31 protein-coding genes are annotated in these 20529 nt (G+C 51.0%); 27 read left to right on the top strand and 4 right to left on the bottom strand.

The features are described from left to right. The first annotated feature begins 7 nt into the window (after positions 1-7). From LT85_RS25070 to LT85_RS25010, 15 genes are all read left to right on the top strand, one after another. The gene (locus tag LT85_RS25070) at positions 8-391 is read left to right on the top strand and encodes a hypothetical protein (RefSeq protein WP_052135611.1); all 384 of its coding nucleotides are present in this window, start codon (positions 8-10) and stop codon (positions 389-391) included. 75 nt (positions 392-466) lie between these two features. Then, on the top strand, positions 467-1213 hold the full coding sequence (locus LT85_RS25065; RefSeq protein WP_040126144.1) for a SprT-like domain-containing protein: 747 nt from the start codon (positions 467-469) through the stop codon (positions 1211-1213). A 117-nt stretch (positions 1214-1330) separates the two neighbouring features. Next, complete coding sequence (locus LT85_RS25060; RefSeq protein ID WP_040126143.1) at positions 1331-1762, top strand: antirestriction protein; 432 nt, start codon at positions 1331-1333, stop codon at positions 1760-1762. 68 nt (positions 1763-1830) lie between these two features. Then, a complete protein-coding gene (locus tag LT85_RS26860; RefSeq protein WP_156117696.1) occupies positions 1831-1980 on the top strand; it encodes a hypothetical protein in 150 nt (49 codons plus the stop codon). Positions 1981-2004: 24 nt separating this feature from the next. Beyond that, on the top strand, positions 2005-2229 hold the full coding sequence (locus LT85_RS25055) for a hypothetical protein (protein ID WP_040126142.1): 225 nt from the start codon (positions 2005-2007) through the stop codon (positions 2227-2229). 213 nt (positions 2230-2442) lie between these two features. Next, positions 2443-2871 (top strand): hypothetical protein, encoded by a 429-nt coding sequence (locus tag LT85_RS25050; RefSeq protein ID WP_040126141.1) that lies wholly within the window; start codon positions 2443-2445, stop codon positions 2869-2871. Next, positions 2868-3098, top strand: a complete 231-nt coding sequence (locus tag LT85_RS25045; protein ID WP_040126140.1) for a hypothetical protein — start codon at positions 2868-2870, stop codon at positions 3096-3098. Before LT85_RS25050 ends, LT85_RS25045 begins: the two co-directional genes overlap by 4 nt. Before the next feature lie 48 nt (positions 3099-3146). Next, complete coding sequence (locus LT85_RS25040; protein WP_040126139.1) at positions 3147-3341, top strand: hypothetical protein; 195 nt, start codon at positions 3147-3149, stop codon at positions 3339-3341. A 36-nt stretch (positions 3342-3377) separates the two neighbouring features. Further along, a complete protein-coding gene (locus LT85_RS26305) occupies positions 3378-3572 on the top strand; it encodes a transcriptional regulator (RefSeq protein ID WP_081992878.1) in 195 nt (64 codons plus the stop codon). Between the two features lie 428 nt (positions 3573-4000). Beyond that, complete coding sequence (locus tag LT85_RS25030) at positions 4001-4444, top strand: JAB domain-containing protein (protein ID WP_040126137.1); 444 nt, start codon at positions 4001-4003, stop codon at positions 4442-4444. Between the two features lie 15 nt (positions 4445-4459). Continuing rightward, positions 4460-4780, top strand: a complete 321-nt coding sequence (locus LT85_RS26855) for a hypothetical protein (protein ID WP_156117695.1) — start codon at positions 4460-4462, stop codon at positions 4778-4780. Continuing rightward, the gene (locus tag LT85_RS25025) at positions 4767-5084 is read left to right on the top strand and encodes a hypothetical protein (RefSeq protein WP_040126136.1); all 318 of its coding nucleotides are present in this window, start codon (positions 4767-4769) and stop codon (positions 5082-5084) included. The genes LT85_RS26855 and LT85_RS25025 overlap by 14 nt, the downstream gene beginning before the upstream one ends. Before the next feature lie 38 nt (positions 5085-5122). Further along, the gene (locus LT85_RS25020) at positions 5123-5497 is read left to right on the top strand and encodes a hypothetical protein (protein ID WP_040126135.1); all 375 of its coding nucleotides are present in this window, start codon (positions 5123-5125) and stop codon (positions 5495-5497) included. Then, positions 5494-5985 (top strand): hypothetical protein, encoded by a 492-nt coding sequence (locus LT85_RS25015; protein WP_156117694.1) that lies wholly within the window; start codon positions 5494-5496, stop codon positions 5983-5985. Before LT85_RS25020 ends, LT85_RS25015 begins: the two co-directional genes overlap by 4 nt. Continuing rightward, the gene (locus LT85_RS25010; protein WP_040126133.1) at positions 5975-6253 is read left to right on the top strand and encodes a hypothetical protein; all 279 of its coding nucleotides are present in this window, start codon (positions 5975-5977) and stop codon (positions 6251-6253) included. Before LT85_RS25015 ends, LT85_RS25010 begins: the two co-directional genes overlap by 11 nt. 226 nt (positions 6254-6479) lie before the next feature. Here the strand turns inward: LT85_RS25010 and LT85_RS25005 are convergent, their stop codons facing one another. Continuing rightward, positions 6480-8276 carry a phage integrase family protein gene (locus tag LT85_RS25005; protein WP_052135610.1) on the bottom strand — a complete coding sequence of 599 codons (1797 nt, stop codon included), beginning with the start codon at positions 8274-8276 and terminating at the stop codon, positions 6480-6482. 328 nt (positions 8277-8604) lie between these two features. On the opposite strand from LT85_RS25005, the gene LT85_RS25000 reads away from it, so the two are divergent. Further along, positions 8605-8766: a hypothetical protein gene (locus tag LT85_RS25000; protein ID WP_156117693.1), complete on the top strand. Its 162-nt coding sequence runs from the start codon at positions 8605-8607 to the stop codon at positions 8764-8766. A gap of 477 nt (positions 8767-9243) precedes the next feature. Here LT85_RS25000 and LT85_RS24995 read toward each other — a convergent pair whose 3' ends face one another. Beyond that, the gene (locus LT85_RS24995; RefSeq protein WP_040126131.1) at positions 9244-9855 is read right to left on the bottom strand and encodes a hypothetical protein; all 612 of its coding nucleotides are present in this window, start codon (positions 9853-9855) and stop codon (positions 9244-9246) included. Positions 9856-9904: 49 nt separating this feature from the next. Continuing rightward, positions 9905-10453, bottom strand: a complete 549-nt coding sequence (locus LT85_RS24990; RefSeq protein ID WP_040126130.1) for a replication/maintenance protein RepL — start codon at positions 10451-10453, stop codon at positions 9905-9907. 1242 nt (positions 10454-11695) lie between these two features. Here LT85_RS24990 and LT85_RS26850 point away from each other — a divergent pair. The 3 genes from LT85_RS26850 (at position 11696) to LT85_RS24975 (ending at position 14006) form a co-directional block, all read left to right on the top strand. Next, a complete protein-coding gene (locus LT85_RS26850; RefSeq protein ID WP_156117691.1) occupies positions 11696-11965 on the top strand; it encodes a hypothetical protein in 270 nt (89 codons plus the stop codon). A 120-nt stretch (positions 11966-12085) separates the two neighbouring features. Next, positions 12086-12832, top strand: coding sequence for a helix-turn-helix transcriptional regulator (locus tag LT85_RS25725; RefSeq protein WP_052135609.1), 747 nt, complete (start codon positions 12086-12088; stop codon positions 12830-12832). 55 nt (positions 12833-12887) lie between these two features. Further along, positions 12888-14006, top strand: a complete 1119-nt coding sequence (locus LT85_RS24975) for a fatty acid desaturase (RefSeq protein WP_040126128.1) — start codon at positions 12888-12890, stop codon at positions 14004-14006. A 63-nt stretch (positions 14007-14069) separates the two neighbouring features. On the opposite strand, the gene mnmH is transcribed toward LT85_RS24975, so the two are convergent. After that, on the bottom strand, positions 14070-15170 hold the full coding sequence (mnmH, locus tag LT85_RS24970) for a tRNA 2-selenouridine(34) synthase MnmH (protein WP_253273788.1): 1101 nt from the start codon (positions 15168-15170) through the stop codon (positions 14070-14072). 144 nt (positions 15171-15314) lie between these two features. On the opposite strand from mnmH, the gene LT85_RS24965 reads away from it, so the two are divergent. From LT85_RS24965 to LT85_RS25720, 8 genes are all read left to right on the top strand, one after another. After that, the gene (locus tag LT85_RS24965; protein ID WP_052135608.1) at positions 15315-15644 is read left to right on the top strand and encodes a hypothetical protein; all 330 of its coding nucleotides are present in this window, start codon (positions 15315-15317) and stop codon (positions 15642-15644) included. Positions 15645-15732: 88 nt separating this feature from the next. Continuing rightward, positions 15733-16098, top strand: coding sequence for a TrbC/VirB2 family protein (locus LT85_RS24960; RefSeq protein WP_052135607.1), 366 nt, complete (start codon positions 15733-15735; stop codon positions 16096-16098). Next, positions 16095-16394 (top strand): VirB3 family type IV secretion system protein, encoded by a 300-nt coding sequence (locus tag LT85_RS24955; protein WP_040126127.1) that lies wholly within the window; start codon positions 16095-16097, stop codon positions 16392-16394. The genes LT85_RS24960 and LT85_RS24955 overlap by 4 nt, the downstream gene beginning before the upstream one ends. Positions 16395-16416: 22 nt before the next feature. Beyond that, complete coding sequence (locus LT85_RS24950; protein ID WP_040126157.1) at positions 16417-19044, top strand: type VI secretion protein; 2628 nt, start codon at positions 16417-16419, stop codon at positions 19042-19044. Positions 19045-19046: 2 nt separating this feature from the next. Beyond that, positions 19047-19205, top strand: a complete 159-nt coding sequence (locus LT85_RS26845) for a hypothetical protein (protein ID WP_156117690.1) — start codon at positions 19047-19049, stop codon at positions 19203-19205. 47 nt (positions 19206-19252) lie between these two features. Beyond that, the gene (locus LT85_RS24945) at positions 19253-19921 is read left to right on the top strand and encodes a type IV secretion system protein (RefSeq protein ID WP_040126126.1); all 669 of its coding nucleotides are present in this window, start codon (positions 19253-19255) and stop codon (positions 19919-19921) included. Between the two features lie 34 nt (positions 19922-19955). After that, positions 19956-20174, top strand: coding sequence for a hypothetical protein (locus tag LT85_RS24940; protein WP_040126125.1), 219 nt, complete (start codon positions 19956-19958; stop codon positions 20172-20174). Continuing rightward, positions 20167-20526 carry a hypothetical protein gene (locus LT85_RS25720; protein WP_052135606.1) on the top strand — a complete coding sequence of 120 codons (360 nt, stop codon included), beginning with the start codon at positions 20167-20169 and terminating at the stop codon, positions 20524-20526. The genes LT85_RS24940 and LT85_RS25720 overlap by 8 nt, the downstream gene beginning before the upstream one ends. The last annotated feature ends 3 nt before the right edge of the window (positions 20527-20529 follow it).

The following is a 20529-nucleotide window of genomic DNA, read 5'->3' as shown; positions in this document are numbered from 1 at the left end:
GGGTGAAATGGGGATCTCGACTACGCGAGAGGCTTTGCTGGCCGAATTGATGCAAGATGTAGATGGCCTAATTAGCCGTTTTGAGGCGTTCGATAAAGACTTCGGCGCCACCATAGAGCAAGCGACTAAAGATGCCGCTGGCAAGGCTTTCCTGGCTTCTCGCTTGTCTTTTGAAACAATGATCTCCGGCCAGGAGCGCAAGTTGACCGATGCCGGCCTGAATGCGGCTTCGAAAATAGCGGGCCAGTTTAACTCTGGCCTGACGCAAATGGTTGCTGTCAACGAGTCACTGGAGCGCAAGGCTTGGCGGTTTATAGCCGTCTTCGCTGCGATCGCTGTGATCGGTGGAGCTGTTGGTGGTGTGGTTGTTGTGAAGATGCTAGGGGTATAAAAAAAGGCGCTGCAATGGCGCCTTTTTCTTATCTTTTCTGTGTATCGTACGATACATAAATATTGGAGGTGGTCAATGCTGAACGAACTGCAGGAACCAACGGAAGAAATATACACCGAGTTGCGGAAAGCCTACAAATTTTTTAATGAACGGCTTTTTGATAATCAGCTGCCAGGCTGCATGTTCACCCTGCAGCGCAAGCAAAACACTTTCGGCTTCTATTCGAAGTCGCGATTTGTGCGGCGGGATGCATCTGGCAAGGCTGACGAAATTGCATTGAACCCGGCATTCTTTGCGTTCCGATCGGTAGAAAAAACACTCTCGACGCTAGTGCATGAAATGGTCCACCAATGGCAGAAGAATTTCGGAAAGCCTACGCGTAGCGGATACCACAATAAAGAGTGGGCGGCAAAAATGGAGTCCGTGGGTCTAATGCCATCTCACACTGGTGAGCCTGGCGGCCGCCGGGTTGGCCAACAGATGACGCACTACATCATCGATGCCGGTCCATTTCAAACGGTTTGTGCGGCCCCTGAGCTGGCCGTAATGATTTCCTGGGTAGATGTGGCCGCTAAGAAGGTTCCCGCGTCGCTAACGGCCGTCCAGGCCCAGGGCGAGGGTGGTGACGATCCTCCAAACCTTGCTGCACTTACTGAACTAGGTTTGAGTACTGTTGAGCCTGGCACTGAAAAGAAAGTCAAAATCAAATACACATGCCCGGCCTGCGAGGTGAACGTATGGGGCAAACCTGAGCTGCATATTCGGTGCGGTGACTGCGATGTTGAGTTCGTGGATAAGCCGAAAAAAACAGAAAAAGATTAAATAAAGTTTGATATAAGCCCAATGGGCCTATATAATGTTTTACATGGGATGCAGAAATGCAGCCCATATCCAGAAGACCGGGCAATCGCGCCAAGGTCAAAAACCGGAGAATTTCTGATGAATAACACTCAAATCAATCAAGCTGTTACCGCCTCCCTGGTCGAAGAAGACCGCCGTTTAAATTTCCTGCCAACTTACTTTGGTCAGCATTTTGTGCATGCTGAATTCTTGGTTTATCGTTGGCTGGATAAGCTGTGCGATGCCTATAACGGCGGCTATTGGCATTACTACGAACTGTCCAATGGTGGGTTCTACATGGCGCCGAAATTATCGGATTCTCTTCTCATCGAAGTATCTGGAAATGGGTACAGCGGCCTCATGTCGGCCGACGCTGCCGGCATCGTCGCTACGCTATTTGCACTCGGTCAGCTGGCCAATAAAAATCATGGCACGGTCGCCGCTGACGCTCTGATTGATCGCTATCACTTACTGCGCGAATTTTTGGATGGACACATCGAAGCCGGCAAGATTTTTGCAGCCATCGATTAAAAAGCAAAGTCCGGCAGGGCTGCAACCTTGCCGGACCTCTACCAAAACAAACTATTGTGGAGCTTGAAATGGATAAGACAGATTTTACAACTCTGAAAATGCCTCGCCGTGATTTTTTTCGCTTGCCACCTTTTTTGCGGCATGTCGAAGACGGACACCTGATGGTTCTTAGTGCTGTTCGCGGAGAACAAGTTTTTGTACCTGTGCATCTTGTATAAAAATTTATTTCACCAGGAGAAAACATGACCGCGAAAAACATCAGCCCGACACGTGCCGCAAAGCGTCTTAATGAACATCACATGAAAACGTCTGCAGGGTTCTATCCAACTGCTGTTTGCTCCCGCGCTTTCGGTGCGCGTGTGCGATCTGGTAAGCTGGAAATTACCTCTAATTTTGAGACTTGGCATGTTGTGGATCTTGAGACTGTTACCTTCAACGATCACAACGGCCGTCAAATATTTCTGTAGGCGTAAAGACGGCCCGCAGGGCAAAATATCCGTCCGGATTAATTGCCCGTTTCTCCAGGTTGCGGTATTCGGAGAGAGCCGGTAGCCGCTTCAAGCGTCACTAGCGGATTTTTAGTCGGGTAGTCCGCTGGCGATCGGGCAGGGTAGAAGTGCATCACGTATTACACCCTCGCCCCCTGAAAACCGATTTTGATTTTAAAAATGGAGTAAGAAATGAACGAAAAATCGCAACCCAGTAGCTACACTTTGTATGGCCAGGTTTTGACTGTCGGTGTGCTTCTCCTGGGATTATGCTTTTTCTACGCCGTGAATAATCGAGATGGAGTAACACTTCAATTTATAGAAAATTTTAATCTCGGGATGATGATAGGAATGGCTGCGGCGTTCGCATCGGCCGTGGTCATGTGTGCGGTAGTTAGACATGAAAAATATTTCTTCGGCATATCGGCTATTTTCCTCGTGGTTGGATTGATCTGCGGAGGATTTGCCGAGGGATATAGTTGGAATCTTGAGTTGACGGCGGGATATAAGCACTTTTTGGCAGGCGCGTTTTTCACGCTGACTTTTCTTCTTTGGTGGCTTTTCCCTATCGGTAGTAAGAGTAGAAAATCGACACTCAATAACGGGGGATTGTCGCTATGAGCAACGCTTCGCGACCAATTGCGCCATATGATTTCGTTGACCGATTCGACCGCCGGGTATTGACTGATGACGGTGTGCCAGGGATGGACGCTCAGGCTGAATCTGGATCTACCACCGAACTATCGCTTGCATCCATCGCATCGGTGATTTATGCGCAGGCAAAACACCTGAACGATGACCAGCTAGACGAAATTCTGCGCTGGGTCGATATGTACAAGTCACGCTAGGAGTCACCACGATGACCCTATTGGAACGAAATTAAAGGAAAATTAGCTATGAAATTCAAACCAACTCCAGAATTAAATTTGGTTATTACGGTTGTGTCCATAATCAGCGTGCTTTCGGTTCTTTCCCTTGGCCCTGATGGTCTGGCGAAATGGGTTATTGCAGCGGGAATCGTTCTAGTAACCGCGTTCGTGGAAACAAAGATCGAAACCGCATTCCTTGCTAAAGACAAACGTCAATCATAGGAGAGGTGTAACTCTTCCAAATAGGAAAAACAACCAATGACGCAGCAAGAATTTTTACGGGATGCGATGCGTCGTTTAGGGATGACGCGTGAACAATTCGCTTCGCGAATCGGAACAAATACTCATGCATTGAATAAATGGCTGCAGCCTTCAGAGTCGCAGAATTTTCGCCACATGACTGATGTTGTTTGGAAATTTGTTGGTGAAATTTTAGAGCGAGAGGAAAAATAAATGGGTTCGCCCTGGTTGTTCCGATCGGAGATCCGGCACCGGCTGCCGGCAGCGGCGCCGGCCAGCTGCTCGACCAGGTGCGCCTGGCCGTGGACCTGGCGCCGGCAGGCAGGATCCGGACCGGCATCGAGCTGCAGGAATGGGTTGCGCCGGCGTGGCTGGCGCCAGGTGTTCGCCATGGCTGTAGCCGTAGATCTGACACGAGCACGGGGATTTTTAAAGATTTTGGGAATCAATAAGAAATCTAAAAAGAAACAATAAGCAATCAAAAAGTAATCATTAATACATCAAAAATAAGTCATAAATTGAACAAATAATGTTGACATAGGCCCATTGGGCCATGTATAATGTTCTACATGGGATGCAGCAATGTAGACCACCCAAAGAAGACCGGGCAATCGCGCCAAGGTCATAACCGGAAGAAACCGATGAGCCTAGAAGACACAATCATTCAGCAAGCACTTAAGCTTTTAGAAAGCCGCTTGCGTACTGCCGTAGTGAAAATTTCCTCGCCTGAAGTGGTAACTCAATACTTGACGCATAAATTGGCTCTTGAAGAGCGTGAGATTTTCGGCGTTATTTGGCTTGATGTAAATCTTGGCGTGGTTGCATGCGAAGAGATGTTTTTTGGAACCCTGACACAGGCTGCAGTGTATCCGCGTGAGGTTGTGAAATCCGCGTTAAAGCATAATGCCGCAAGTGCGATCATTTTTCATAATCATCCATCTGGATCATTGGAGGCCAGTCGCGCCGACAAAGATTTGACCGCGAAGCTTAAACAGACACTGGAATTGATTGATGTTCGCTTGCTCGATCACTTTATCGTTGCTGGAACAAAAACTATGTCGTTTGCTCAGAGCGGTCAACTATAAAAAGGAGTAATCAAAATGTCCGAAACAAGAGCGCAATATCTTGTTTCGGGTCTTCCAGAAGATCCGAACAAATATGCTTTGCTGAAATATACGGACCCTGATTTTTGTGAGCCAACGTTGCAAGATATTCGCTGCGTCATTCGTAAATTGGGCGAGCTCACTGGATCCGAAATAGCGGGACGTGCCGGCGTTGATTCAAGGGTTGTCAGGAAGTGGCTTAGCCCTCCTGAATCCCCCAATCACAAACACATGCCTTATGCAGTTTGGCGGCTGCTTCTCATTGAGGCTAATCTGGTTGAGTCGCCCGGAAATGGAGATATGCATGGTCAGCAATAAAGGCAGTCGTCGTCGCAATCTTGTTGCGCTTGCTTTTGGCGCCGTCCTTAGCTTATCGATGTATAAGGCATCTACTTTGCTGGTTACATCTGCGAACGCCAATGAGCGCGAGAATATTTATTGCATGAATCAGCTCGGAGGAAATTCTATAGGCGCCGTTACGCGAATAAATAATCGACTGTATCGCTGTGCGGCGACTGCTGTTTTGAAAAAAAATAATACGATTTATACTTATTCTGTTGCCTGGGTCGAAATGTCGAAAGAAGAAATTCATGTTGACGCTGATGGCAACGAAGAAGAGTAAAGAAAATCTGCTGAATATTTTCAGAATTGAGAGACGAAATGAGCTTGCTAAATAACATACCGGATTGCGCGGACGAAGAGCAGGTCAAAAAAATTATTCGTCGAGCAGGATTGGAATATTCTGATCTCCTGCACTACGCGATCTCTAGCGCATCAATGTTCTACTGCGGCATGCTGCGTAACCGCTATCTGTCGCCAGATTGGCGCGCACATAATGCCGCCTATGGATATCAACTCAATGACCTTGCGCGTCGAATTCGGCCAGATTTAAATAATCCTAATGCGCGGACTTGCATGGAAATTACGAAGATAGTAACGGATCAATTTGAAGAATTATTCGGTACTAAGAGCCAAGAAATGGAGTTGAAAGAAGTAACGGATGGAGTAACACTTTTACCGGAGAACAGAGCATGAAAACCATACCGCCAAGTCGGCCAATTACATCTCTCGGTAGCGGAATTCTGTTTCGTGCCATCGTCAGCTTGCCAGTGGTTATGGCTGACGATAGCAGAGTCATGCAAGATCGCATTGTCTTCTTTGAATCGCCAAGCCGTCTTGAACCTGGCCTGCGCTTAGAAAAACTATTGGCGGCGATATGGTGCCGCGATACCGAGAACTGGTGTGAGCGCGGTTACATCTACAACATTGATTCGGTCAATGGACTGTTCGACAGGGCTTTCGGCGACGAATCGACTGGTGAGCTGCGCCTTTTTGAAACGGGAAGCGGTGGCGAAGTGACGCCGGCCGTTGGTCCTGACCGCATTCACTATGCGCGTGAGAATGAGGTTGATTTGTTCGTGACGCCACGTGTAGCGGGTCGTTTGCGCGAACTATTAGATGCCATTGAAATTCTGTATGCAGCCGAACCAGCGCGGAAAAAGAAAGCGAACAATGACCTCTGAACGTCATCCGAAAAAAGTACAACCGGCCATTGAAATTGAACAGAAAATTCATTTTCTCGTATCGGCAGAGGTCGCGGCGCATGCGAGTGGAGTTGTTGTAGCTGCGCTTCGCGCAAACAAGTCGCAGATTTCTCCCTCCTCCGTAGTGGGCTTGATGAAACTAGCGTTGGCACATGTTGAGTCGGTGCCAGTTGGGGAGCAAATCAACGCCATCGAAGATTTACTGAGATCTGCGGTACATGAAATACGCGAGGAAAGACAAAAATAAAGACGGCCCGCAGGGCAAAATATCCGTCCGGATTAATTGCCCGTTTCTCCAGGTTGCGGTATTCGGAGAGAGCCGGTAGCCGCTTCAAGCGTCACTAGCGGATTTTTAGTCGGGTAGTCCGCTGGCGATCGAGCAGGGTAGAAGTGCATCACGTACTACCCCCTTCCCCCTGAAAAACCGATTTTGATCTTGCTAGGCATAACGCACCTGGCGCCGCCCACATTTCCTAGTCGCTCTGTTCGTCGCCATCCCCCACATCCCCTAAAAAATACTTGGCTGCTTCCTCCGCCATCCGTTTTTGGCGCGTCCGCACATAGATCGCGGTGGTGGTGCCGCTGGCGTGGCCAAGGACGGCTTGCACCACGTCCAGCGGCATACCGCGCTCGGTGGCCAGGGTGCCGAAGGTATGCCGGAAGGCATGCGGCGTCGCTCGGTCAAAGGCGTCCACCGGCACTTGCTCCAACACCTCTGCATCGATGCCGCCGCCCTGCAGCTCGGCGCGGATCCGGCGCACGGCGGTGGCCACCAGCTGGGCCAGGCCATCGGCCGTATAGCCTTTCGCGGCCTGGCCGGGACCATGGCGGGCGGCGGCGCTGGCAGTGGGCGGCACAAACACCGGCCGCAGCAACGGCTGGTCGGCGCCGGCGGCATCGAAGTCGGCCTGGCGGTCGTCCCAGTGCCGGCGCAACGCTTCCACCGTGCGCAGGCTGACCGGCACGTCGCGCTTCTTGTTGCGCTTGCCCAGGACGCGCAGCATCCACAACTCTGCGTTCCAGCGGGAGAGGCCGGCGCGCAGGGCGCCGGCGGCTTCTTCCCGGCGCAGGCCAGAGTCGCCCAGCAGCAGAATGGCCGCCAGCGCTACCCGCTCCTGGACGTTGGCCGGATCCTCGGCCGATTCGCTCAGGATCGCGATCAGCCAATCCCATTGCGCGACCGTCAGCGCACGGTCGATCTGCATGGCGTGAACTTCCTCGGTGACGGACGGATCCTTGACCACCACCCAGGGATTGCCGCCCAGGTAGCGCACCCGCACCAGGTACGTAAAGGCGTTGCGCAAGATGATGATCGCCTGCTTTTGCGACTTCGGATGCAGCGGCTCGGGCGCGAACGGTTTCCAGCGGCCGGAGGTCCGCGCCGCACGCACGCCCATGAAATGCGGCGCCGGCGCCCGCAGGAAGCGCTTATAGGCTTCGCAGTCATCCACCAGCAGCGACGACAGCGGTTTGCGGGCGATCAGAATGGACCACAGCATAAAACGCTCCAGCTCGCGGCGGTAGGCGCGCTGCGTGTGCGGCTGGTCCTCAAAGCGCGCCAGGTAGAAGCCGATCGCCTCCAGGTCGTTGCCGGCCGCAATAAAACAGAATTGGGCGGCGCGGTTGATGCCGGCGGAGCCGTCGAGGGCGGCCAGCACGGTGAACTGGCCCAGCGGCGCCAGTTGCGTCGGCCGGGCCGGATCCAGCACTACCAGGACCGCTGGCGCCGGGGCGGCGTAGCGGCCGGCCGGCACGGCGCCCAGCCGGTGTTCGTGCCGCTGCAGCCAGCGGACGATGGCAGCCGCCCGGCCGGCGCCGATGCGCGAGATGCCGCGCCACCAGCCCGGTCCACGCCGGCGCACCAGCTCCACCAGGTCGGCCAGGGTGCGCAGCTGCTCGTTCTGCAGGGCGGCGACCGTGCGCGGCCGGAACCACTGCGACAGGGGTTGACCAGGCGCCGGGTGCGCCGGCGGTGCATCGGCCGCTTTAATCAGGATCTGCAGGGCGGCCGCGGTCATGGCGCCGCCCTTACGGGCGCCCTGCAGCGACACGGCGAAGGCCGGGTTGTGGGAGATGGCCCGCTCGATCAGGTCGGCGCGCATGGCCAGTAAAAAGCGTTCCAGGCCGGCCTGGCGCTGCGGGCTGTCGTCGCTGTAGTACAGCTCGGCGATCTTGGCCAGCGGGATGTTGAGGCAGTGGGCGCGCAGCGCCGTGTAGTCGGCTCGGGTATAGGTGATGGGTGGGAGCACGACGTTGGTGTGCTGGGCCATGGGGTCTCCTGGGCGGCTGGGGCTGAGTATTGCCGGGAAATACGATAAAAACGCGCCAAATTAAGCATAAACGTTACCCTGATAATAATACATTATCAGGTAAGGATAGCGCCGCCGGCAGGCGCCAACCGCCTTTCGCGGGGATCCGATCGGAGATTGATCTGACACCAGCTGCAGGGAGCCGCCGCCGGCTGCGGCGCCAGCCAACTGCTCGACCGGGTACGCCTGGCCGTGAACCTGGTGCCAGCCGGCCGGCCAGGATCCTGACCGGCATCGAGCTGCAGGAGTGGATTGCGCCGGCGCAGCCGGCGCCAGGTGTTCGCCCTGGTTGTTCCGATCGGAGATCCGGCACCAGCTGCAGGGAGCGGCCGCCGGCGGCGGCGCCGGCCAGCTGATCGACCAGGTGCGCCTGGCCGTGGACCTGGTGCCAGCCGGCCGGCCAGGATCCGGACCGGCATCGAGTTGCAGAGATCCGGCGAACGGTCGGTAAAGCTAGCCTGCAGGCCGGGGGTTGGTTTGAGGAATTTTATATAAATTGAGGCAAGCGAAGCGCGTCAGGCCGTAGGCAAACATCGCGAGGGTTCCCTGTGGTCAAGTCTTGGGTATGTGGGTAACGGCTTTTCGTTATCCACATATCCTGACTTGTCCATAGGGACGCGGGAGCACCTAAGAACGGCTGATCTTCGTGGTTTTGACTTTAACTGCACCTGGGCGTAGACCTGGTTGTCAGTGTCGGCGGGCGATAAGGATCTTGATCGGAATTGCGTTTTTGCAACATAAACAACATGCAATCCAGGCCACGCTTGCTTATTTTCTTCTTATGCTATAATTGAACCATGATTTAACGAGGTTCCCTAAGCCGATGTGAGGAACCGCCCACCAGAAATGGTCTAGCTAGGTCTAGGTAAGAGGAATCGGACCGTATCAGCAGAAGCCTCCGTTCGCGGAGGCTTCTGTCTTTTTAGAATCATTTTTTTCTGTTCATCGCTGAACGTGGTCCCTTGGATTTCGGCGCGATGGCGCCGGCCAGCTCCGCGCAAATTTGTCCAAATGACTTAAATCGCTCCCGCTGCTTTGCAAATGGTTCGTCTTTGAGATACGCGCTTTGCACGTACAGAATCAGCAGTGGCACACCTGCTGCGGGCTGGACGGTTGGTTTGTAAATATCGAAATACGCCTGGTAATGGGCTTTTCCTGGCGCGTCGGCCGAGTCCCACACCATGTAATTGTTGTATTTTCCGATGTGCTTGCCGACATAGCATTTGACCTTACCGCTTGGGAGGTCGCTAATTAGCGTAGGTAACTTCATTGAATACACGTAACGGGTTGGGTCGAACTTTCGGCCGTGGCCACCGGTGTCCTGCCAATAGTGGCTGTCGTTTTGCACGAAATCCGCTTTCTCCGTAACAACGTGACAGTCGAATACCACACGCACTGTAACCTTGAATTCAGCCAGATCTCCCCGCGCTTCCTTCATTACCGACATATCGAAAGATCGCAGATGTTTGAACGAGTAGACCGTTCCTGCGATTTCCCTATCGTCCCAGGGCGTCCACTCTTTTTGATCTCTCCAATGCATCAGAGGTCTAACTCAGAGTGACGCAGGGCAGGGGAGGTGATTTTAAAGTTCATTCGCTTATTGTCGCGTTGTGAAAATTTAATTCTGGTTGGACCGTTGGCATCACTGCATCATCGGCCTCAACAAGCGGCAAATGGCGCGTTCTAACTCGCGGCTGGCTTTTCGTCAGTTCGTCTTGCTCTTCAAAATTGAGAATAACGTTTGCGTGGAATGAGGCCCAACGCCCATCTGCTCGATCTTGCCAGAACACATCCGAATTAACCCTATAGACATTCGCAGTTCCGATTTTTAGAACCTCAAGCCACTGCTGTTCCCGCAGTAAAGAAACTGCACGTTTGACGGTCGCCGAACTCAGCTTAGTCAACTTGCAAAGCGAGTCCTGGCTAATCATGACGGCATTGAGTTTGTTCATTTGCTGAACGAGTGTCCACAGCACCGTGTGCGCGGAAGGAGCGCGTTGCGCCAGGTCCGTCATTTCAGCAATATACATTTTGCTGACCTGGATGAAGCCCGCGTTAATTGCTCCTTGCTTTAAGCGCGCAAGTTCTTTTTGCGCTGAGGCCAGCTGCACTTCTGTGCTTGGATTTTCAGTGGTCATCGTGATCCCTATACAGCTCATTGTTGATCGTTTTTAGATCATGCGATGATAATATAAATGCAAACGGTGAGCTAATCAAGCTCATGGCTTGCTAAATTTAGCTCAAGCATGAGCTGTATAGGGATCACTCAGCACTGCCCGGCAATTTAAAATTGTGGGTTGACCCGAAAATCCATCAGTGATAGCAAAAAATTGCTACAGCTCACCTAGCTGATCCCTATACAGCTCACCTAGACGATCTCTATACAGCTCAATAGGATGAGCCTTATCAAAAACACAATTACCAATACTGGCGCGGCTTTCCGGCCGGTTTTCAAAACGCCGCTCTAATATCTGTTTTGGCCGGGGTAGACCAACTACAAAATCAGTACTCCAAGGAACCCCAAAACCTTACGAAACATCAAAATCAGACCCCGCAAGCGGGGTTGACGCGCTACGCGCTTGTGAACCCCTTAATAACTAGACTGCACCGCTATGCGGCGCACAAGGTAAATAGCCTCAAGACAAATAATTAACCGCCTGTACCTGGCTACGCGTCGCCGGTCGGCGCCGCCGCTCCGCCATGAAAAACAGGGGTGGCCCTGAACGGGCCATCTTCGCTCCTTCGCTTCGCTTCAGTCCTCAGACTCAAATCGCCCCTGTCATGCTAAACAACGGTCGGTAAAGCTAGCCTGCAGGCCGGGGGTTGGTTTGAGGAATTTTATATAAATTGAGGCAAGCGAAGCGCGTCAGGCCGTAGGCAAACATCGCGAGGGTTCCCTGTGGTCAAGTCTTGGGTATGTGGGTAACGGCTTTTCGTTATCCACATATCCTGACTTGTCCATAGGGACGCGGGAGCACCTAAGAACGGCTGATCTTCGTGGTTTTGATGTATTGGTAGCTAAAAGCCCGAAAAACAGCAGAAACTGTATGCACTAAAGTAAAATACGACCTCTAATCATAGGGGCTGACGTCAAATCCAGAATGAAAATATGGGACTAAATAAACGAGAGATTGTCATTATTGCTGAGACGAATAGAGATAACTACTCGGTGGAAATTAAAACGCTTGATAGTCGTTTATGGCAGGCTGTTATTACGATCACACAGCCAAAAAAACACTATGACGTTTTCACAGCCCGTGGCGCATTAAAGACTTGGACGAATCTCGCTGACGCCATCGTGTACATACAAGAAACTTGCGACGACTGCAAGAATGTCACCATAAGAATTGGTGCATGGACATTTTCAAGGGTAATTTAACGTGAGCGAAGAACTGACCTTTAGCTGTCCCCATTGCCAGCATCAATTTAACGATGAGCTGGAACTATTAGCTGCCAATGAATTACATGCCATTCAATGCGAAAATTGTGATACTCCGTTTACGTTTTTGCTGAAAGAATGCTTGGCATGTTCGGAAGAAACCGTTTTTGTGTGGGCAGAACCTCCTTCGGAAATTTTAATTTCTCGGTTGCAATGTCATGCTTGTGAAACACCATTTCAACCTGATGAGGAAATAGAAAACGGCCGCTAAGCCTTATAGATGTTGGCTCTAGTACAAATTTCTAGCTACAATTGTTCACAGATAGTTCATGTGTTTCTTGTTAGACTGACCTGTATAGCAAATCGCTGTCAGCAGGCAATGAGATTCAACATGGAAACGATTTTGGCAACAGAAGATGTAATCGACGTAATTGGTAGCTTGGCACTCTGTTTGAATGAAACAGAAACTAACGAATTAACGTTTAGAATTATTACGATGTTAGGTGCGAAGTGGTTCGTCTACACGACACTCCTGCCGCCAGAATTTAGTGCTGCAAATGAAAGTTTTCGTTTTTTCATAGGCTGTAAACCTGAACTATGTCAGATTTACAATAAGCGTATGTGGATGATGAATGATCCTTTTTTTGAATACGCACGTACAAATACCGCTCCTACTGTCGGGTCAAAAATCAAAGTTAAAACGGCTGGGCAAGCCGAAATCATGCGGGTTAGCGCGGAGCATGGTTTCCGCAGCGGACTAGTGGTGCCGACACATTCAAGCATGGATTCAAACAAGCGCATGGGCCTGCTGTATATCGGCTCTGAACTGCCAGAAGAAATCGGTGAACCGATGCTTCTTCGAAAGCGAGTGCAGTTCGGTGCACTCGGTACGGAACTTTTGCACTGGTGGAGTAATCGGTTGAAGCAACAAGCAATGCGTAAATTCAGCCTGCTCGATGAGGAGGTCGAATTGCTTCAGTTGTCAAAAAAAGGTGTCGTCGCGAATGAAATAGCAGCGCTTTTTGACATTAAAGTAACGGCAGCGTACCGGAAGCTGAATGTCATTAAAGAAAAATTTAACGTGGATAAAATAGACCAAGCGGTGATGAAAGCCGATGCGGCGGGGCTTCTCGGGTAGAGAGATGTTTGCCGGATCGCTCGCCGACATGGCCGTATAGTGAGCCGGAGACAGGATGAAAATGAAGAATAGGGCAGTGAAAAATGTCGGTTATTTGTTGGTTCTAGCGCCGCAAATTTTGCTGGTGATCGGTGCATATACTGGGTTTTTTTGGCTTTCAGTCTTGTTTTTCTTCGTCGTATTACCCGTGTTGCGCAAATTTGTTGGCAACGATCTATCGGAGCCGAATAGGAAGCCGTCCAAAGCGGTCGGCGTGTTTCTGCGGGCGATTCCACGGGCCTACGTTATTCTGTGGGCCGTGGTGCTGCCCTGGTGCGTTTGGTTTCTAGCTACGCACACAATGTCACTGATGGACTGCATCAGCTTTGCTCTCGCTCTTTGGATCGTAAGCTCTCTGAACACAGCAATCGGCCATGAGTTAATTCATGCGCGGAGCAGTTTTGACCGGAGGCTAGGCGCGGTCCTGATTGCATCGGTCGGCTATTTCCATTTCCCTGAAGAGCATTTAAGCCATCATGCGCGTACCGGCCACTATTACGGTGGCGATGCCGCTGTGCCTGGCACTTCAATTTACGCCTATGCCGCTAGTCGCTATATCAGGTCTTTGGGTTACGCCTGGGAGTACGAGATTTTCCGATTGAAGCGTACTAAAAAATCTTGGATTGCAAATAGACTGTTCCGCCGTGCGGTTGTACCCGTTTTGATCGGGACAATATTCGCAATTTATGCGGGGAAAGTCGGCCTTGCGATATACCTGTTTCAGGTCTTCGGCGCTGCATTTTCAGTGCAGGCGATCACGTATTTGCAGCACTGGGGGCTATCTGAAAAGGAAACTCCCGAGCTTGGTGATTTTGGATTTTCCTGGGAGGATGGTTGCTGGATGCAAGCATGCATTACGTTGAACCATGCTTTTCATGGGCAACATCATTTAGTCATCTCCCGGCCTTATTACGAATTGGGGGCCGTCAAAGGCGGCCTGGCGCTCCCGGCGTCCTATCCTGTCATGTTCGTAGTTGCGCTCGTCCCGCCCTTTTTCACGCGAATTATGAAGTGCCGACTTGACACATGGATTAGGGACTTTGAAATTCGTGAAACCTTAGAGCATCAATCAGACTGCATAGGCACAACTATGCTGGCGAAAGCCCTTAAGGCTGGGCATCTTACACATCTTTGATCTGGCTGGCCAACCAGGTTGCTGGCCATGTCACCAAGGCCGCCGGGATCCAGTCACCAATCGTTAGCCTTCGTAGAGGGTTCGCATTGACCTTGCGACCGGCAGCAGTCCGGCCGGAGACAAGTCGTCCACTGTAATCAGCGGTGAGGCATCGATTGCGGGGTAATTGTGCAGCACAGAGCGGCGATAGGCCGGGTCGTAGTGGTGTGTCATCAGTCTTGCGAATAGCTCCGGCATTTGGTGCCGTGTTGCTAAATCTTCCCATACTTTAAATTCTTCGCCGCCGACCAGTGGGCGAAGATATTTCAGGCGGTCCAGCATGGCATGGGGGTCGTCCTCGAAATGTCGATAGTCTTGACGCCACAACAACACCCGCTGCTGTAAATCCACTTCGATCCGGATTGTCAGTCCGGCTCTCATCTTTTCCAGCAGGGTGATAGGGAGTTGAACATTACCAATTTTCTTGCTCTCGGCCTCGACCCACACTGGACGACCAGGATCAAAGTCGGAAAATCTCTCAAGCAATAGAGAGTCAAAGTATTTTTGCGAAGGCTGCTGTTTCCCTGGGAGAGTGCCTAAGACCGAGCCGCGATGAGAGGCGATATCTTCCAGGTCAAGGACCTGAGCGCCAGCTGCGTGCAAGGCATACAGCAAACGGGTCTTTCCGCATCCGGTGGATCCGCTCAAGACGTTGTATCGAAAGAGCGGGGGGATTGTCGCCAGTCGGTCGTTGACGCTACGCCTGTAGCTCTTCCAGCCGCCCTTTAATACCTCGACGTTGTAGCCGACTGTCTCTAGCGCATCAGCCCAGAGCTTGCTGCGCTTCCCGCCTCTAAAGCAATAAACAAGAATTCGGATCCGTTCGTCGTATTTGGGTAGATCGATGGCGAGGTGTCGCGCAATGTTCCGAAGCGAATACTGCACACCAATGCGGTATGCCCCCATTTTGTCCGTGCGATGCAGGGTGCCAACTTCCGCATATTCCTCATTATTGACCACCGGCATATTCACTGCGCCGGGTACGTGATCGTCTTCGTACTCACGCGGAGAGCGCGCGTCAATTACCAGATCGTAGGCTTTGAAGTCGCGCATTTTATGCAAAAAAATTTTATAAACCTTTAAGCATACCGCGAATAGCCGCAATCTCCAAATAATTACCCCCATTGTTGTTTGCATAGTATGAACTGGACAATGAACACCTCGGCAGTTTTGTAGTGAAAATTGACAAAATAGAGTTTTGTAAAACAAAAATCGATTTTGTTTTTATTTTGCTATAAAATAAAACAATTCTTTAAAACGTGGATAAATATGACTGATTTGACGAATGCAGCGGTACGGATCGTGTGCTCTCAGCCCAGCAAATTAACCAAGCGCGATTTGGAGGTGGCGGCATCGCTTGGCGGGAAATACTCCGTAACCGTGCATCAGACAGAGGGAGGGTATTGGACTGTTGCAGTGAAATTTGAAGGGAAGGGCGACTCTTTTGCGATTGAAACGGCGCGGGGTGACACGAAAGCGTGGAGAAATATTCTGAATGCAATTTCTTATGCCCAAGAAAATTTCAAGTCCGCGACAGATGTATTTGTGCGGGTTGGCAAATGGAATTTAGCGAGGACCAACGACAACTCGAATCAGTAAATTTTTCATCAACCAAAAAGGACCAAAAACACGACAGCAATTTATTGACTAAACCGCCTGCATTATTTTTTAACTAAAAAGGATCGAAATGAACAGCACACAAAAACCGGAAGTAGTGGCAGATAAGAAAGTGGATAAATTGGACGCAGTCTTGGGCGTTCTGGTGAACACATTAGTGATCGCCTTTGTTTTTATGCCCGAGTTCGCCCATGCGCAAACGACGGGCAGCCCGTTCGATGGCGCTACGGCTTTCTTGAAGATGGCGGCAAACCTGCTGATTTTCGAGTGGGGCTATTACATCGGCATCATTACCTTGGCGATCCAGGGTTATCGCTGGAAAACCGGGCGCATCAATTTAATGGACCTCGGCGGTTGGGGGCTTGGAATTTGCCTCGTGTTCTTTGCACCAAACATAGTTCTCAGCCTTAAGAATAGCGCCGGAACTATTCAATGATGAACGGCGAGAAATTCGAAGACGAAGGGGAATTACTCGTTGTCGCGATGGCCCGCCCTTCGATGATAGGCGGGTTGACGATGACCAGCATTGGCATCAGTTGTTTTGTCCCGGTTATGGCCGCGATGGTAACGCGTTCCATATTGATGTTCGGACTGGCGCCAGCTTTCCTTTTTATCTCTTACCTGGTTTGCTTAAAAGACGTGTACTTGTTCAATATTTTCGGCGCGTACATGAATCTAAAGGCATGTGTAAATCAACGACTATGGGGATGCCGAAGCTATGCGCCTCGCTGACACACTCAAAGAAAAATTCGACATGTCAATGTCGATGCCGGTTCCGAATGGGGCCAAGCAGGATGATGACGAAATGCCTGCAAGCCTAATGATCCCGTATACCGTTCATTACGATGACAACACGGTTATTACAAAGGATGATGGTTTGGTCCAGGTCATTAAGCTCGATGGCTTGTACTTTGAATCCCTCTCAACAAAGAAGATCAAGCAGTTTGAAAATCGACGCAACACGGTGTTGCGCTCGATTGCAAATAGCGATCGCGGCATCTACGTTCACCTGATTCGGCGCAAGCTTGATAGTTATCCCGCCGGCGAAGGTAAAACATGGTTTGCGCGTAAGTTTAATGCGGCGTGGCGCCAACGCTGCGAAAGTCGCAGCTTCTACGTCAATGAAATTTATATTTCAATTGTGCGTAATCGCTTTCGTCAAGGGGCGCCTGGATTGATCGATCGTGTAGCTAATATTTTTTCCGGCAATCAGGTTACTCAGGAAGATATCGAATCTTTTGATGAGCAGGCGAAGGATATTAACGAAGCATCGAGCCTGGTTATCAAATCTTTGTCTGATTATGGCGCCCGTAGGTTGCAGGTTCAGCGACGGCCAGATCTGCCGTTGTCACCGATTTCGAGTGACTTTGCAAAACACGCGGTTCACGGCTTTAAGCTGAACTGGTCGAAATTTCAGGCTGTTTACGGCTTTCATGATTTTTATCAGGGCGCCGATGTTCTCGATTTTCTCGGAGAGGATTTTACTGAGATTGGTGGATTTTTCCACTATTTGATAAACCTGGAAGATGAACGCGTTCCTGTAACCGAGTTGACGCTCGACAAGGCGCTTGCAATGTCGAGATTGAATTTCAAGGCCGTTAGTAATGTGATGGAGTGTCAAGGTCTTGTGAATCAACGTGCCGGCGCGGTGATAAGCATGGCTGAATGGCCTACGCGCACACCATCGCACATGCTGGACGATTTCTTGAAGTTGCCTGTTGAATTCATCATCACACAGTCTTTCTTTTTCACAGATCGGATTCATGACGAGTCCGATATGAAGACCGAAAAAAAACGTACCGAAGTCAACGACAAGGATGGTGCGGCCGATGAAGATGTCGATGATCTGAAACAGGGTATGCGAGATCTGAGGCGTGGCCGGTCTGTGAATGGCTTGCACCATCTGACCATGTTTGTGCACGTACCTTCACACTCGCCAAACACCATCGAAAATAAACGCCTGACCATGAGTGACCTGGATACTGCTATCGGGCATTTGAAAAAGGCTTTTGTCGGCCTTGGTGTTAAAGCCGTTCGCGAGTGGTTCGGGGTGGAAACCTTCTTTTGGTCGCAATTGCCGGGCCAGGCTCAGAAATACATTGGGCGGCGCGGAAAAATCAAGTCGGCAAATTTTGCCGGATTCGCCTCGCTACACAATTTTGCCATCGGAAAAATTGATGGCAATTTGTGGGGGCCGGCAATCATGACCTTTGAAACCGAAAGTGGCACTGCTTATCACTTTAACTTTCATCGAGAACTGGAAGGCATGGTCGCTGGACACACGGCAGTTACTGCAGACACTGGTGCCGGGAAAACGACCATCTTAGCAGCGCTGGTAACGATGGCGGACAAGGCTGAGCCGCGTGTTTTTTGGTTTGATAACCGGCATGGCGCAAAAGTCTTTATGAAGGCCATGGGCGGAAAACACACCACGCTATCTGTAATGGGCAACAGTGGTTGGAATCCTTTCAAGCTGCCCGACACGCCAGATAACCGCACTTACTTGATTGAGCTGCTGTCGCTTATGCGAACCTGCTACGGCGGTGTGATCGTTCCTGACGATATTAAGCGTTTTAAGAAGGCGGTCGATGAAAATTACTTGCTTCCGATCGCGGATCAACGGTTGCGTAATGTCGCATGGTGTTTTGGCCAGGGAGATCTGAGTAAAGACATGTCCATCTGGCACGGTGCCAATGGCGTTTTGGGCGCGAATTGGGGCGTGTTCGACAACCAGGATGACAGCATCGATTTAACGGCTTGTAGGCACTATTGCTTCGAAATGCAGCAGCTTATCAAGGGGCAGGATGCACGACCGGAATTGCCGGTCGTGTTGAGCTATCCATTCCATCGGATCGAGCAGGCCATGAACGGTCTGCCTTTCATCATCGTACTGGAAGAGGGCCAGAACTTGGTGAAGCATGCGTACTGGAAGGAAAAGATCGACGCCTACATTATGCAAATTCGGCGGAAAAATGGGCTGCTGATTTTTGTCACGCCTGATGCAAAGTACTTGTTCTGCGAAACGGACTCAATACAAAAGCAGTCAGTGACAAAACTCTTTTTGCCGAACGATGGCGCCAACCACCCTGATTACGTCGACCAGCTGGGCCTGACCGAAGAGGAATTCAAATTCATCCGAGAAACGCCGCAATCAGATCGCAAGTTTCTGATTCGTCGCGGCAATGAGTCTATTAGGGCCGTTTTTGATATTTCCGACTTACCCGAGTTCATTCCAGTTCTATCGTCTAACGACAAAGGCGTCGCCCTTATGGAATCGATCATTGCAGAGCTTGGCACCGATGAGCCGGAACAATGGGTGCCGATATTCATGGAACGCGCCATATCGCAAAACACCCACAACTTGAAGCCAAAAGGAGTTTAGCCATGACGACGAAATTCTTCTTTCCTGATGGTTCGAACGACGCTGACTATGCCCAGCTTCGCTTAAGCGATGCTGAATTTTTGCGGCTGCGCCTTCGACCTCCTTCCCCGCCACCGGTCGCGGAGTATCGCCACGATGACGATGATGAGCAGAAAGCGTAATTGGCCGTCCCGTTAAACCAAGAAACACATTTCTAACCAATAGGAGTTTGACCATGAAAAAGAAACTTATTTCCCTGGCTATCGCCATGAGTTTTTCTGCATCCACATCGGTATTCGCGCAAGGCGTACCGGTTGGCGATGCTGCTACCTGGGCTGGATTAGCCGCTAATCTGGCGCAATTGCAGCAGACGTACGAAACAGTCAAAAAGCAATACGACGCTGTTACGGGTAGCTATGGCCGGGGCCTGTCAGGCCTGACTGATTCTATTCAGAAATCCTCGGTTGTTCCGGGTTCATGGCAAGAAGTCGTTGCTCAACAGAGTAGCGGGACGTTCGGCGCCAGCCAAGGATCATACGAAAAGATAATCCAGACCCTTCCGCAAGAGCTTTTCCAGAATCCTAACGGGCAGACGGCTACTAGCTACAAGCTGAGTACCGATTCGGTACGCGCCGCTTTGACTGGCGGCGATGCCTTGTATTCGGAGGTTCAGACCCATCTCAACAACCTGGCTTCGATGGCAGCACAAGTTGACACCACCGTCAACGCCAAAGATGCCGCCGATCTTCAAAACCGCATCTCTACCGAAAACGGCATGCTCACTTCGGCCATGGCGAAGCTCAATGTGATGAATACGAACCTGCAGGCGAATCTGTTGAACCAACAAAATCAGGCGTCGGCAAGTATTCAGCAACGCTACAAGCGCGCCGACCAATAATTTCAATCGCCAAAACTCTCGAAGGAATATCGCTATGAAACTCTTTTTTCTCTTGTTGAAAATCGTTTTCGCGCCGGCATGGATCCCGTTCTGGATTATCAAGAAAAGCTGGCGGTTCTTCGCCATCTTGTTCTTGGGTGCCATCATCGCCGGCTGCGCCAGTAATTCGGCCAAGCTGGATACGTCGCCGTGTGCCGGCTGCGATTTTCGGCCGATCGACAACACGCCATATATTGAGGTAACCAATGCGTAAATTGTTAATCATTATTGGTGTACTGATTGGGGCCTATTTTTTTCTGCAGACCCTACTAAAGCCAATGGCCGATCCGCGCACGGCAATGCTGCCGCAGACCGTCATTCAACCGGAGCAGAAAACCGGGAATCCGTTGCTGACCGCGACCAAGGAACAGTTTAGCCAGTGGTTTCCAACTCACTGCGAGGCTGACCTTTATTTTCAGCCGACGCAGCGCGAACACACCAGGGACGTGTGCATTTTCAATATAACGAAAAGAGTTGAGGCAAATACCGGCGTGCACTTGACCATCGACGATATTGTGAATGCCGATGTTGTAAGCCATTGGAAACAGGTAACGGGAGCTAAATAGCCA

The organism is Collimonas arenae (assembly GCF_000786695.1).
In the GTDB taxonomy this organism is placed as follows: domain Bacteria; phylum Pseudomonadota; class Gammaproteobacteria; order Burkholderiales; family Burkholderiaceae_D; genus Collimonas; species Collimonas arenae_A.
Note: the sequence above shows the minus strand (reverse complement) of the source record. Positions and strands in the feature narration are given on the sequence as shown.